At 71.2% G+C, this 13,401-nt stretch carries 10 protein-coding genes; 4 read left to right on the top strand and 6 right to left on the bottom strand.

The window, feature by feature from the left end; genetic code table 11:
- Positions 1 to 16 precede the first annotated feature (16 nt).
- Positions 17 to 1,840 (bottom strand): phosphatase PAP2 family protein, encoded by a 1,824-nt coding sequence (locus ACWGPF_RS09810; protein ID WP_452332654.1) that lies wholly within the window; start codon positions 1,838 to 1,840, stop codon positions 17 to 19.
- A 228-nt stretch (positions 1,841 to 2,068) separates the two neighbouring features.
- On the opposite strand from ACWGPF_RS09810, the gene ACWGPF_RS09805 reads away from it, so the two are divergent.
- From ACWGPF_RS09805 to ACWGPF_RS09790, 4 genes are all read left to right on the top strand, one after another.
- On the top strand, positions 2,069 to 3,406 hold the full coding sequence (locus tag ACWGPF_RS09805) for an APC family permease (RefSeq protein WP_452332653.1): 1,338 nt from the start codon (positions 2,069 to 2,071) through the stop codon (positions 3,404 to 3,406).
- Between the two features lie 37 nt (positions 3,407 to 3,443).
- On the top strand, positions 3,444 to 3,707 hold the full coding sequence (locus ACWGPF_RS09800; RefSeq protein WP_452332652.1) for a hypothetical protein: 264 nt from the start codon (positions 3,444 to 3,446) through the stop codon (positions 3,705 to 3,707).
- On the top strand, positions 3,704 to 4,096 hold the full coding sequence (locus ACWGPF_RS09795) for a type II toxin-antitoxin system VapC family toxin (RefSeq protein WP_452332651.1): 393 nt from the start codon (positions 3,704 to 3,706) through the stop codon (positions 4,094 to 4,096). Before ACWGPF_RS09800 ends, ACWGPF_RS09795 begins: the two co-directional genes overlap by 4 nt.
- 70 nt (positions 4,097 to 4,166) lie before the next feature.
- The gene (locus ACWGPF_RS09790; protein WP_452332650.1) at positions 4,167 to 5,612 is read left to right on the top strand and encodes an FAD-dependent monooxygenase; all 1,446 of its coding nucleotides are present in this window, start codon (positions 4,167 to 4,169) and stop codon (positions 5,610 to 5,612) included.
- An 89-nt stretch (positions 5,613 to 5,701) separates the two neighbouring features.
- Here the strand turns inward: ACWGPF_RS09790 and ACWGPF_RS09785 are convergent, their stop codons facing one another.
- From ACWGPF_RS09785 to ACWGPF_RS09765, 5 genes are all read right to left on the bottom strand, one after another.
- The gene (locus ACWGPF_RS09785; RefSeq protein ID WP_452332649.1) at positions 5,702 to 7,003 is read right to left on the bottom strand and encodes a hypothetical protein; all 1,302 of its coding nucleotides are present in this window, start codon (positions 7,001 to 7,003) and stop codon (positions 5,702 to 5,704) included.
- Between the two features lie 42 nt (positions 7,004 to 7,045).
- Positions 7,046 to 7,516 carry a hypothetical protein gene (locus ACWGPF_RS09780; RefSeq protein WP_452332648.1) on the bottom strand — a complete coding sequence of 157 codons (471 nt, stop codon included), beginning with the start codon at positions 7,514 to 7,516 and terminating at the stop codon, positions 7,046 to 7,048.
- A 163-nt stretch (positions 7,517 to 7,679) separates the two neighbouring features.
- Positions 7,680 to 11,072 (bottom strand): SdrD B-like domain-containing protein, encoded by a 3,393-nt coding sequence (locus ACWGPF_RS09775; protein WP_452332647.1) that lies wholly within the window; start codon positions 11,070 to 11,072, stop codon positions 7,680 to 7,682.
- 269 nt (positions 11,073 to 11,341) lie between these two features.
- Positions 11,342 to 13,090: a DNA/RNA helicase domain-containing protein gene (locus tag ACWGPF_RS09770; RefSeq protein WP_452332646.1), complete on the bottom strand. Its 1,749-nt coding sequence runs from the start codon at positions 13,088 to 13,090 to the stop codon at positions 11,342 to 11,344.
- Positions 13,077 to 13,397 carry a nucleotide pyrophosphohydrolase gene (locus ACWGPF_RS09765; RefSeq protein ID WP_452332645.1) on the bottom strand — a complete coding sequence of 107 codons (321 nt, stop codon included), beginning with the start codon at positions 13,395 to 13,397 and terminating at the stop codon, positions 13,077 to 13,079. The genes ACWGPF_RS09770 and ACWGPF_RS09765 overlap by 14 nt, the downstream gene beginning before the upstream one ends.
- Between the last annotated feature and the right edge of the window lie 4 nt (positions 13,398 to 13,401).

Below are 13,401 nucleotides of genomic sequence, written 5' to 3'. Positions count from 1 at the left end.
TCAGCCGCCGAGCCTGTCAGCGCCCGCTGCGCTCCGAGACGACGAGCGTGAGCACGTCGCCGTCCACGCGCAGCGACGCCGTCTGGCCGGGCTCGAGCCCCGCAACCTCGAGCGCGGGCAGCGCACCCGGGAAGCTGGCCGCCTCGATGAGCGGCAGCCGCGCCGGGATCTCGACGAGCGCCGACACGTCGACCGCGAGCGCACCGCGCAGCTTGGCCTTCTCCTCGACCGTCACGGCCGGGGCCGACGCGTCGTCGACGGTCAGCTCGAGCGTCGCGCCCTTCTTGAGCGACAGCTCGGCGCCGATCTCGAGCGTGCCGTCGACCTGCTCGCTGAGCGTTCCGCCCTGCAACTCGACATCGGCCGTGCCGAGAGCCGAGGCCGTCGTCGCGACGAGCTCGCCGCCCTTCACACGCACGCCGCCCGTGAACGCGTTCTCGCCCGCGAGGGTGAGCGAGCCCGTGCCCTTCAGGGTCAGCGACCCGTTGCCGTCGATGTCGTTGCGCCACACATCCTGCGCGCCATAGCCGTCGGCCGACGCGTCGAGGGAGACCTCGACGTGGCGGTCGAAGGCGCCGAAGCCGTTCGCTGCCGCGAAGAGATTGAGGCGGCCCCAGCCCTCGGCATCGTCGACGACCGGCAGCCCCGATTCGAGCTCGGTCGAGTAGAGCACCCAGCGCAGCTGCTCGTCGGAGAGGTAGGGATAGCGGCCCTCGATCAGCGCCTCGGCCCCCTCGGGCACGACGGGAGCGAGCGTCGTGTCGCCCACGGGCTCGAATCCGAACGTCGTCTGCGCGAGGTATTCGGCGAGGCGTTCCTGGTACGCGTCGCGGTCGGCGTCGAGGTCGCGCTCGGCCCCGAGCAGCGCGTCGGCGTCGGCCGTCGCCTGGGCGACGAGGGCGGCGTTCTCGTCGTCTGCGAGCGTCGCAGCCGCGATCGCGGTGGCGAGGATGCGCCCGCCGATGACGTCGAGCGGCGAGTGCATCCCGGCCTCGACGCGGCTGTAGCCGAGGTCGGCGGCCTGCAGGATGAGGTCGTCGTAATGCTCGGGAACGGCCGCGGCCATCCCGATGCCCGCGAGGAACGCGGCATTCGTGTGCCCGCTCGGGAACCCGCCGTCCGACAGGGCCTGGGTATCGGGCTTCTTCACGGGCAGAAGGGCGGGGACGATCGACACGTCGTCGCTCCAGCGGAACGGGCGCATGTACTGGTAGTACTCCTTGGCCCGGTTCGACGTCGCCCAGTTGCCGCGCACCGTGTTGACGAGCTGCACGACGCTGCCGAGCTCCGACGTCGTGTCGGCCCAGGCGCCGTTCTCGTTGCCGCCGTCGCTGTACGCGACCGTCGTCGCATCGGCGGGCACCTCGTCGGGGATGGTCGTGCCCGCGTTCGCGAGGTCGGCGAACGTCTCGGCGTCGTCGCCGAGGCCCGCGATGATCGAGTAGCTCTGGTGGCGGCGATCGGCGAGGTAGGCGGCGTCGGCCTCTTCGGCGGTGCGGTTCTGCGTGATCGAGACGACCGTGTCGATGTTCGCGCCGTGGAGCTGCGCGTTGAGGATCGTGCCGTCGTTCCAGCTGAGCCCTGGCGTGAAGTAGTCGAGCATCTCGGAGAGCACGCCGATCGCCGGGTTCGTCTCGGGTGTCGCGTAGTCGGTCGTGTTCTGCCGGTACGTGTCGACGTACGTGCCGTAGGCAGCCGTGCGCGGCTCGATCGCCGAGCGGTCGACGAGGTCGTCGCCCGGCTTGCCTGCGGCCGCCGCCGGCGTCGCGACAGCGGGGATGGCCAGCAGCGGCACGAGGGCGGCGCACGCGAGCGCGCGGGGGCGGAGGACGGAGGACATGGGGGGTTCCTTCCCGGCCCGGCGGGTTCCGGGCTCGATCGGTCGGCGCGGCTGGGACCGCGCACAGGGCCTCGAGCAGGCTGGCCGAGCCGGGTGAACGGGCGGCGAACGGGCGGCGAACCGAGCCGGCGGTACCCGGGCCCTGGCCATCGCCATCCGCCCCTGACACACATCCCGCCCAGGCGCCAGGGGATTCCCGAATCCGCCATCCGCCGGTGGAGTGGGGCGATGACGAACGATCTCGCAGCGCCGCAGACCGCCGCCGGGCCGGGCCTCAAGCGCGTCCTCGGCACGCCGCTCCTCTTCGCGTTCATCGTCGGCGACACCCTCGGCGCCGGCATCTACACGCTCGTCGGCACGATGGCGACCGACGTCGGCGGGGTGATCTGGCTCCCGCTCGTCATCGCGCTCGTCGTCGCGCTGCTGACGGCGGGCACCTACGCCGAGCTCATCACGAAATACCCGCACGCGGGCGGCGCGGCCCGCTACGTGGATCGCGCGTTCGGCATCCCTTATCTGTCGTTCCTCGTCGGCTTCCTCATGATGGCGTCGGGCATCACGACCGCGGCGGCGCTCGCGAACGCCTTCGCCGGCGACTACCTCGCCGCCCTGTGGGATGTGCCCCCGATCCCGGTGGCGCTCGCGTTCATCGCCATCCTCACCCTCATCAACCTGCGCGGGGTGAAGGAGTCTCTGGGCGCCAACCTCGTCGCGTCGGTCATCGAGGTGACGGGTCTCGTCATCGTCATCGTGCTCGCCGCGATCGTGTTCGGGCGAGGCGAGGGCGATCCCTCGCGCATCTTCGAGTTCGCGCCGGATGTGCCTCCTCTCGAAGGCGCGTTCGCCGCGTCGATCGTCGCGTTCTTCTCGTTCCTCGGGTTCGAGGCGGCGGCGAACATGGCCGAGGAGGTGAAGGACCCGTCGCGCTCGTATCCGCGCGCCCTGTTCGGCGCGATCGCGACCGCGGCGGTGATCTACCTGCTCATCGCGCTCGGCGCGGTCGTCGTCGTGCCGCCCGCCGAGCTCGCGACCTCGACGGGCCCGCTGCTCGAGGTCGTCACCGCGAGCGGACTCGCCGTGCCCGGATGGCTGTTCAGCCTCATCGCGCTCGTCGCGATCGCGAACGGCGCGCTCCTGTTCATGGTGATGGCGAGCCGCGTCGGCTACGGTCTCGCCGAGTCGGGCCTGCTGCCGCGCGCCTTCGGCCGCGTGCTGCCGAAGCGCCGCACGCCGTGGGTGTCGATCCTCGTCGTCGCGGGTGCGACGATGGCGCTCACGATGGTCGGCGATATCGGCACCCTCGCCTCCACGACGGTGCTCCTGCTCCTCCTCGTCTTCCTCTCCGCGAACGTCAGCGTGCTCGTGCTCAAGAAGGACCGCGTCGCGCACCGCCATTTCTCGGTGCCCCGCATCGTGCCCGTGCTCGCGATCATCGCGAGCATCGTGCTGCTCACCCAGCAGACCGGCATCGTCTGGCTCGGGACAGCCGCCTACGTCGTCATCGGCACCGTCCTCTTCTTCATCGCGCGGTTCGGCCGGAAGAAGGAGGGGGCCGCACGGGAGTAGGTGGTGCACGCAATCGTGTCGGAGGTACACTCAGCGCATGCCAACCGCTCTCCCCCGCGTGCAGGTGACCGTCACCGAACCCGTCGCGCGCGCCCTCGAGACGGCGCGCGCCCGCTGGCCGGAGGCATCCCGCAGCGAGCTCCTCGCACGGCTCGCCGTCGAACGCGCGGCGGAGCTCGAGGCGCAGGGCGACGGACGACGCACGCGCCGATCTGCGGCGATGGCAGCACACCGCGGCGCGCTCGGCGACGCCTTCCCGACCGGCTACCTCACTGAGCTGCGCGAGGACTGGCCCGAGTGATCGTCCTCGACGCGAGCGTCGTGATCGCCTACGCCTCGCTCGGAGACGCCTCTCACCAGCGCGCAGCCGACCTCCTCGAGACCGAGACGGACGATTTCGGCATGCACGCCGTGACGATCGCCGAGTGCCTCGTCGGACCCGCGCGCACGGGGCAGTCGGAGCGCATGCTCGCTCTGCTCGCCGCGATGGAGGTGGTGCGCATCGATCTGGACGAGGAGGGGCCGCTGCGCGTGGCCGCACTGCGGGCCGCCTCGGGGCTGAAGCTTCCCGATGCCTTCGTGCTCGACGCGGCCATCCGCACCGGTGCACGTCTCGCGACGTTCGACGCCCGCCTGGCGGCGTCGGCCTCCGACCATGCCGTCGAGGTCGTCAGCGCACACAGCGGCTGACCCCCTCTCCAGGCTAGCGCCCGCCCCGGGGCTTGCGGCAAGGCCCCCGACCGGGAGCAGAATGGCCGCCGTGACAGGGACTCTCTTCGATGTGATCATCGTCGGCGGCGGGCCGACCGGGATGATGCTGGCGGCCGAGCTGCGGCTCCACGACGTGCGGGTCGTCGTGCTCGAGCGCGATGCCGAGCCGACCCGTCTCGTGCGATCGCTCGGCCTCCATGCGCGCAGCAGCGAGATCCTCGATCAGCGGGGCCTGCTCGAGCGCTTCCTCGCCCAGGGCACGAGGTATCCGGGCACGGGGGCGTTCGCCGGCATCCCGGGCTCGCCGATCGATCTCGACACGGCGCACGGGTTCATCCTCGGCATCCCGCAGCCCGTCACCGACCGCCTGCTCGCGGAGCGCGCCGCCGAGCTCGGTGCCGACGTCCGCCGCGGCGTCGAGGCGGTCGCCATCGAGCAGGGGGCGGATGGCGTCGCCGTCGCGCTGTCCGACGGCTCGCGTCTCGATGCGGGCTGGCTCGTCGGCTGCGACGGCGGCCGCAGCTTCGTGCGGCGCGCGCTGGACGTGGGCTTCCCGGGCGACGCCGCGACGACGGAGTGGCTGCTCGGCGAGCTCCACGTGACGACGCCGGCCGACGAGGTCGCCCGCATCTCGGAGAAGGTGCGGACGACGCAGCGCGGGTTCGGCATCGGGCCGACGCCCGACGGGCACGTCCGCGCGGTCGTGCCCGCGGCATCCGTCGCCGAGGACCGCTCGATCGCGCCGTCGTTCGACGAGTTCCGCGCGCGGCTCCGCGAGGTCGCGGGAACCGACTTCGGCGCGCACTCGCCGATCTCGCTCACGCGGTTCACCGATGCGACGCGGCTCGTGGAGCGCTACCGCGTCGGGCGCGCGCTGCTCGCGGGAGACGCCGCGCACATCCATCCGCCCCTCGGCGGGCAGGGGCTGAACCTCGGGATGCAGGACGCGTTCAACCTCGGCTGGAAGCTCGCAGCGGTCGTCCGCGGCGTCGCGTCGGACGGCCTCCTCGACACCTACGGAGCCGAGCGGCGACCGGTCGCGGAGGACGTGCTGACGCTCACGCGCGCGCAGAGCGTGCTCATCTCACCCGAGCCGGGGCCTCAGGCGGTGCGGCGGCTGTTCGCCGAGCTGATGGCGTTCGACGACGTCAGCCGGCTGCTCGCCGAGCGCGTGACCTCGATCGGCATCCGCTACGACCTCGGATCCGACGATCCGCTCGTCGGGCGCCGCCTGCGCGACCTCCCGCTGTCGCGCGGCCGGCTCTACGAGCGGATGCACGCGGGCCGCTGGCTGCTGCTCGATCGCTCGGCGGGGCTCACGACAGCCGGATGGCCCGACGTCGACCTCGTCGCCGATCCATCCGTCAGGATCGACGCGCCCGCCGTCCTGCTGCGGCCGGATGGCCACGTGGCGTGGGCGGGCGGGGACCCGGACGAGGCGGATGACGTGCTCGGGAGGTGGCTCAGCCGCGAGCCGTCCCCCTCCGGCCGTTGAGCGAGCGAGCGCGACGACACGCCGCCCCCGACGCCGTCGGCCCCCGGATCGATGATCCGGGGGCCGACGGTCGATCAGCGACGCGGGTGTCAGACGCTCGCGCGCTTGCGCGACTTGCGGCTCGACGTGTCGTCGCTCTCCGCGTTCTTCGCGGCTTCCTCCGCCGCGCGGGCCGCGAGGAAGAGCCCCTCGCGGTTGAGGTGCCGCGAGTAGCGGGCGTCGAGGTAGAGCACGGGCACGTCGCCCGCAGTCTTGATGAGCTCGGGGTAGAGCTCGTCCTTGATCGGGCCGGAGCCGCCGCCGTAGACGTAGACGACCTCGGTCGACTCGCCCGACTGGCTGAGCGTCTCGTCGAACGCGCGGCGGATCTGCTCGACGAGGTGCTTGACGTCGGGCTCGACGAGGCGGTGCGCGCGCTGGTGACGACCGCGCTGAAGCGCCGTCGGCTTCGTCTGCAGGAAGTCGGCGAGCTGCTTGCGGCTCGTGAAGCGCAGGTCGGCCTCGTCCTGGCGGTCGAGGGCGTTCTCGAGGATGGTGCCGTAGCCCATGTCGAGCGTCGAGGCGGCCTCGGCGTTGAACCGACCGGCCGTGAAGACGGGGAAGTTGACGGTGCCCTCGCCCACGTCCACGCCGACGGTGTTCTGGGCCGCGACGAGGTCGGCGCCCGTGATGTCGGGGAGGATGCCCTGCTCGCGCGATCGGAGGTCGGTGAGCAGCGCGTTCGCGAGCGGCTCGCCCTTCTCGGTGATCGCGTACTGCGCGGATGCACCCTCGGCGACGACCTGCACGTCGACGAACTCGAGGCGCACGCTGACGGGGGTGTTGAAGTTCTTGATCGTGACGAGGTGCACGGCCGAGCCCTGCGAGCCGATGTACTCGCTCGCGTAGCCGTAGCGGCGGCCGACGAACTCGCTGATCGGGAGGGCGAGGCCGGCGCGGACCTCCACGCGCAGCTCGTGGTCGGGGAGGGAGCCGTGCTCGCGCACGTAGTCGCGGAGCGCCTTGGCGGCGAAGACGCCGAGTACGAGGATCTTGCTGAGCTGCTGGTCGGCCTTGCTCGCGTGGCCGTCGTGCACCTCGAACTCGCTGAACACCGATCCGCGCACGCTGAGCGCCGAGCGGCCGAAGATGCGACGGTCGCTGTCGGACACGAGCGGCGACGACAGGGAGGCGTCGAGGCGGTTGTAGAAGTCCTGCTCGGCGTCGTCCATCACCTGGACGGCCTCGTCGTCCTCGATCGGCACCTTGGGCGACTGGCGCGGCGTGGCGACGATCGCGCTGGGCAGGTCGATCCGGTCCCGCACATCCGTGTCGGTGTTGAGGATCATGCCCTTGACGTAGCCGTTGCCGACATCGATGCCGCCGGTGAGGTGGATGGTGTCCGAGCTCATAGGGAGCCTTTCGTTTCGTGTCGAGGGGGGTTTCCAGGATGGTCAGAGACCGAGGATGTCGTCGATCGTCGCCGACGCCGATGTCGCGTCGGCGGATGGCGCTGCGGCCTTCGGCTTCGCCGGCGTCGCCTTCGGAGACGACGGCTTCGAGGACGAGGACTTCGACGGGGATGCTGCGGGCTTCGTCTGAGCGGACCGCGTCGACGAACGGCGCGTCGCCGTGGGCTCCGGCTCCGGCTCACGCTCACGCTCGGGTTCCGGCTCGTCGTCGTAGACGGGCGGGGCGGTGAGCGCGTTGTCCGGCGGGAAGTCCTGCGCGACGTAGACGGGGTTCCGGGGCGGGCGGACGGGACGGTTCGCGACGTCGACGAAGCCTTCGCGGGCGACGGCCTCGCGGATGAGCCGGCGGAGCGACTCCGAGGGCGAGTACTGGAAGTCGAGCCACTCGTTCACCGTGACATCGGCGGGCGGCACGGTGAACTGCACCTTGCGGGCGGGCGCTGCCTCTGCCACTGCTGGTCTCCTTCACCGGGATCACGCGCGCACGCGAACCGCCGTGCGCTCATGTCACGGTACATCACGGTCGTTACCAGAACGTTGAGATGACGGGCGGCGCAACGCAGACGACGACCCCGCCGGACTGCCATCCGGCGGGGTCGTCGTCATCGTGTCGGCGTCAGCTCTGCGCGCGGCGTCGGACGAAGAACACCGCGGCTCCCGCGAGCACCAGCATCGCGGCCAGCGCCCCGAGCGGGAGCGCGAGGTCGCCACCCGTCGGCGAGAGCCCCTGCGGAGTCGGCGCCGTCGGTCCCGGCGTCGGCTGCGCCGGCGCGGATGGGATGGGCTCGGCCGAGTCCGTCGGCTGCGGCTGCGCCGTGTCGGTCGGCGTGGGCTCCGGGCTCGCCGTGGGCTCGGGGGCCGGGGTCTCCGTCGGGGTCGGCGTCGTCGGAACCGTCGGCTCCGGCGTGGGCTGAACCGTCGGCGTCGGCTCCGGAGTCGGAGTGGGCTCGGCCGTCGGGGTCGGCTCCACGGTCGGCGTCGGCTCCACGGTCGGCTCCGGCGTGGGAGTCTCCGTCGGCTCCACGGTCGGCGTCGGCGTCGGCTCCGGCGTCGGCGTCTCCGTCGGCTCCACGGTCGGCGTCGGCGTCGGCTCCGGCGTCTCCGTCGGCTCCACGGTCGGCGTCGGCGTCGGCGTCTCCGTCGGCTCCACGGTCGGCGTCGGCGTCGGCGTCGGCGTCGGCGTCACCACGATCTCGGGTGCTACCGCCCAGTAGGGGTCCTCGTCACCGATCTGCTCGCCGATGGGCTCTCCCTCGGAGTCGACGGGCTGACCGGTGACCGAGGCGATGTCGTGGTGGATCTCCTCGGGTGCGAGCTCGACCTGACCTGTGCACGCGAACGAGTCGCCGGGCGCGAACGGGCCGGCCCAGGTCAGGCCCGATCCCGGACCGCCGAGCGGCGAGAAGTCGCACGTGACATCGGTCAGCGCGGGCCCCTCGACCGTGAGGTCAGCGACGGTCACGTCGGTGAGCGCGACGTCGCCTGTGTTCGTGACGATGAATCCGACCGGCTGCGGGCCGGTGGTCTCGCCATCGAGCTCGTACTCGACGGCCTCATCCTCCGTGTCGGCGTCGACGTCGGCCGGCCACTGGCCGGGCGTCGGTCCGCCGTACTCGCCGTCGACGGCATCGGGGCCGTCGACGGGCTCCTCAGGTGCCGATGCGCGCCCGTCGAACTTGACGATGTCGATCGCCGGGTTCGGGACATCCGCCCAGATGCCGGCGTCGATCGTGTGGTCGACGCCTCCGGGCTGCGGCGCGATCACGGTGGTGCGGCCGATCAGCGGGTTGTCGGTGGGCGACGGGTTGGAGTCGTGCACGTCTCCCGCTCCGCCATCCTGCGCGAGCGTGAACTCGAGCTGGTCCGCCGACGGTGAGCCCGGCAGGAGCGAGGGGTCCACGTCGGTGAGGTCGAACTCGATGATGTACTCGACTCCCGGTTCGAGCGGATATCCCCCCTCGCCGCCGAAGTAGTACTCGCCGTTCTCATCCGTGACCGTCTCGGCCAGCACCGTCGTGCCATCCGCGCCGATGAGACGGACGATCGCTCCGGGCACGGGGGGCTCGTTCTCGGCGGGATCCTGCTCGCCATCGTGATCGGCATCGAACCAGACGTAGTTGCCGATCTGGATGGGGGCCTGCGCCGCGAGCAGGCTGACGCTCCCGAGGCCGTTGCCCTTGCCGAAGTTCACGGCGGTGTTGCCCGCGACCAGCAGGGCGCGGTCCTCCCAGTCGTTGCCGGGTCCCTCGCCGGAGGTGCGGTCGTACCAGCCCAGACCGTTCGTGTTGTAGAGCTGGGTGGGGTTCATCGTCGTCCCGAGGACATCCGCCTCACGCGGGCTGATCAGCACGGCGCCGAGGGCGTTCTCCGTGTGCTTGACCGTCGTGGGGCCGTAGCGGGTCGAGCCGAGCATGAACTCGCCCGGGAAGAACTCCACCCGGTCCTCGGGCTCACCGCCGGAGTTGGCGGAGGTGTGGTTGTCGGCGCACGATCCGGTGCCCTCCCATTCGAAGACGCCGTCGGTCAGGCACACCTTATTCAGGTCGCCGCCCGCGACGTGCCCGATGGTCGGAGACGTCCCGTCCGGGCCGAAGCCGTTGCGCACGATCGCGTCGGGCTTGCGGTCGCGGAACCCGAGGACGATCGACCCGTCGTTCTCGAACGCGAACGTCGTGAGGAGCGGCATCGGGTACAGCGGGATGGAGTTGAACGCCGCGGCGATGTCGGCGTCGTACGTGTCGCGCCACGGGTTCCAGTGCGTCGAGACATCGGGGTCGGTGAGGTTCCCGGCGGGGTCGGCGTACTCCTGGCTGCCGCGCGCGAAGTCGAGGCCGTGCGAGTAGACCGTCTCGAAGGACGAGCCCTCCAGCTTGAGGATGTGCACGGCGAGATCCGCGCGCTCGAGGCTCACGGAGGCGTCGCAGATGCCGCCGGCGTAGAGGTCGCCGTCGCGGAAGGTAAGGGCGAAGGGGCGCCAGTCGCCGCCGACGCACCCGGGGTCGCCGATCTCCACCGAGCCGAGCGGCGTCGCCGGGGCGGACGCGGCCGCGTCGTACGAGTAGACGCGCTTGTCATTGAGGTTCACGGCGTAGAGGGTCGCGCCGTCTTCGGAGAGCGCGAGACCGCCGATGCCCTCGGTGCCGTTGGCGAGGAAGAACGCGTCGTCCCGGCCCGTCACGGTCTGGTGTACGGAGTCACCGGCATCGGGGACGGTCGCCCACAGCTCCGTGTTCCCCGACGTCCCGCCGGCCGCGGTGTTCGTGCGGTAGATGCCGCCGCTTCCACCCGGGCCGTAGAGCGTGTGCGCCTTGGCGTAGGCGCCGCTGAAGAGGGCGTCGCGCCGGTAGTCCCACGCGAGGCTGAAGACCGACCCCGTCTCCGCCTGCGTGGCGATCTGGTCGATCCCCGTCGTGTTGTTGGCGGTGCTCATGTCGTAGGGCCCGCGGTTGTCCCACTCCGTGACCATGATCGAGCGCGTGGTGCCCGCGGCGGCACGATCGACCTGCTGGGCGACCGCGACGAGGGGGTTCTCGGGGGCGTAGGTGTCGGGGTTCCAGACGCCGACGTGGATGGTCTGGGTCGAGCCGTCGACGAAGGTCGTGCCGCTCCGGAACGCGTTCGGCGTCCCGGTCGTGGCGGCCGGCGCCAGTTGGAGGTGGTCGAGAGCGGGATCGAGCACCTCGACGTCGACGCGGAAGCGCGACTCGGCGAACCCGCTGAGATCGAACACGGCGCGGCCCGCGGAGTCGGTCGTGGCCGTCTCCGTCGTGGAGCCGTCGGTCACCGTGACCGACACCCCGGCCTGACCGGGGTCCTCTCCGGCGTCGTAGACGCCGTCTCCGGAGAAGTCGCGGTTGACCTCGACGGTGAGAGCGCCGTCGCCGGCCGCGGCGACCGCCGGCGCGACGGCGAGCGTCGCCGTCAGCCCGCCCGCGGCGAGCGCGCCCGCAGACAGCGCGCAGACGAGCCGCTTCATCCGCTGCGATGACCTGTTGCGAAAGACAGCCATGTGCACCCCTCTTCTTCTCCGTCCGCACTGACGCGCGGGCGTACCCATCGCGAAGCTAGGGAGGTGGGGGCGCAATCGGCGTCTGGATGCTGGCCTCCGACATCGCACGAGGACGCTCACCGCTCCCGATATAGCGCCATAACAAGGAGGTCCGCGCCTGCACGGGACAGGGGCGGAAGGGGAATATCGTCGATATGGTCCGCTCTCTCACCCGCACTGGTGCGCGGCGGCCTCACCCGCGGGCTCCGCCACGGCGAAAGGCGCCGGTCTCACGGTGTCAGCCGCTCCCGCATCCACTCCCGCAGGGCGGGATCGCAGACGTAGACGAAGGTCCCGCGGATGCCGCGGGTGAGGAGCACGCCGTAGATGTTGCGGATGTACTGCAACAGGTCGTCGTCGCTGTAGACGATGCCGAGGGCGGGGTTGTTCTCCTTGCCCTTCTTGTCGCGATACGCGTCGCGGTCGACGCGCAGCCGCCCGCTCGCCGGGTCGAGACGGAGGTCGGGCCCGATGATCACGCCGGCGTAGTTGAGGTCGTAGCCCTGCACCGTGTGGATGGAGCCGACCTCGTCGAGGGAGCCGGGCGCGTTGATCCAGTCCTTGTCGGTGCTGTTCCACCGGAGCGCCACGCCGTCGAGCTCGATGTCGTGCGCGGCAGGATCGCGGCGGCTGCGCCAGTCCCAGGCGTATCCCGCGACGAGGCGGGCCAGCCCGTGCTCGGCGTCGCGACGCCGGATGGCCTCGCGCATCTCACCGAGGTCGTCGAAGAACCGGAGTTCGTACTCCCCGACCGCGTCCGCTGTCAGGCGCGCGCCATCCTCCCCCCGCAGCATCCGGCGGATCGCGTCGACGTAGTCCGCTCCGGCCCGCACGCGCATCTGAGTGAGGAGGGGGTACCGGCGGCCGAGTGCGGCGGCGGCGCGTACCTCCGTCGCGAGCGTCGTCGCGGGCAGGTCGGCGGGGCGCACGCTCTGCTCGCCGTCTACGAGGAGCACGCGGTGAGCAGAGCGTGCGGTGATCCAGTCGAGCTGGGTCTTCGACAGGTCGTCGGCGCCGAACAGCCGCTCATTGATGCGGGCGAAGTCGCGGTTGAGCACGCCCGACGACTGATTGGCACGCTGGGTGAGCCGGTGGGTCTCGTCGACGACGAGCAGGTCGTAGGGTTCCTCGGACTTGCCGACATCCCACGGTGAGACGACCATCGACGGGTGCAGCTTCGGCGTCTTCTGGAAGACGCGCCGGATCGACAGCCGCAGCGATTGCTGCGGCACGACCAGGGCCATCCGGAAGCCCTGCAGGAGCGCGCGATGCTCGGGGACAAAGAGGTCGGCGAAGATCGAGTCGGGCTGCACCTCGTCGTTCTCGTCGTGGTCCCGGATGTCGGCGAGCAGCTTCATGAGGAAGATCGCGACGATCGTCTTGCCGGTTCCGGGGTGGCCCTGCACGATCGCCGTCGACTCGGCGCCGGTCGCGAGGTCGGCGAAGAGCCCCTCGAGGATGTCGTCGACCGCGGCCGCCTGATCGTTCGTGAGCGCCTTGAACGGCGACAGCTTGAACAGGTCGCGGTTCTCGATCTGCGGGATGGTCCGCTCGAAGACGCCGTCGGCGCGCAGCTGCTCGAAGACGTCACGGAAGGACTCGCGGTACACGTCGCGGTCGTAGTACGACGCGTCGGTGATGCCCTCGTTGCCGTTGAGCACGGTGAATCGGCCGTCTCCCGCGAGCCAGCGGATGAGGTGCGCTTCGAGGTCGAGGCACACCGACTTGTTGAAGCGGTCGTCCACGACGACCCGGATGGTCTCGAGCCCGGCCGCGCGCTTCGTCGCGTTCGCGAGGTGCTGGCGCATGCGGGCGGCGGCGTTGAGCGTCTCGCCGACGTAGACCGCCGGCTTCGCCTGACGGCGGTCACCGTCGAGCACGTAGACGACGGGCCAGTCGGTGTGCGCACTGTCGCGGCGCGACCACTCGCGGATCTCGCGCTGCTCGAACGGCAGGCGCTCGATCCTAGAGGGCGTCATACTTCGCGCTCCGCCCCTTCGCCCGGTCGACGGGGTACTTCTCCCGCGTCTTCGCGAGCTTGTCGAGCACGATCGCATCGGCATCCAGCCCGAGACGGTCGGCGAGGAGGAGGCAGTAGGTCAGGACGTCGGCGAGCTCGTCGCGGACGCTTGCGGGGTCGCCGTCGGCATCCCACTGGAAGCACTCGAGCAGCTCGGCCGCCTCGATCGAGATGCTCTTCGCGAGGTTCTCGGGGGTGTGGAACTGCGCCCAATCGCGCTCGCGCACGAAGGCGCGCAGAGCCTCGAGGGTGGCGGCGGTGGGCATGGGG

The organism is Microbacterium sp. NPDC055683 (genome assembly GCF_053617895.1).
Note: the sequence above shows the minus strand (reverse complement) of the source record. Positions and strands in the feature narration are given on the sequence as shown.

Excerpts from the sequence above, each read along its gene's own strand:
- ACWGPF_RS09810 (WP_452332654.1), bottom strand. The coding sequence starts at position 1,840 with ATGTCCTCCGTCCTCCGCCCCCGCGCGCTCGCGTGCGCCGCCCTCGTG.
- ACWGPF_RS09805 (WP_452332653.1), top strand. The coding sequence starts at position 2,069 with ATGACGAACGATCTCGCAGCGCCGCAGACCGCCGCCGGGCCGGGCCTC.
- ACWGPF_RS09800 (WP_452332652.1), top strand. The coding sequence starts at position 3,444 with ATGCCAACCGCTCTCCCCCGCGTGCAGGTGACCGTCACCGAACCCGTC.
- ACWGPF_RS09785 (WP_452332649.1), bottom strand. The coding sequence starts at position 7,003 with ATGAGCTCGGACACCATCCACCTCACCGGCGGCATCGATGTCGGCAAC.
- ACWGPF_RS09775 (WP_452332647.1), bottom strand. The coding sequence starts at position 11,072 with ATGGCTGTCTTTCGCAACAGGTCATCGCAGCGGATGAAGCGGCTCGTC.
- ACWGPF_RS09770 (WP_452332646.1), bottom strand. The coding sequence starts at position 13,090 with ATGACGCCCTCTAGGATCGAGCGCCTGCCGTTCGAGCAGCGCGAGATC.
- ACWGPF_RS09765 (WP_452332645.1), bottom strand. The coding sequence starts at position 13,397 with ATGCCCACCGCCGCCACCCTCGAGGCTCTGCGCGCCTTCGTGCGCGAG.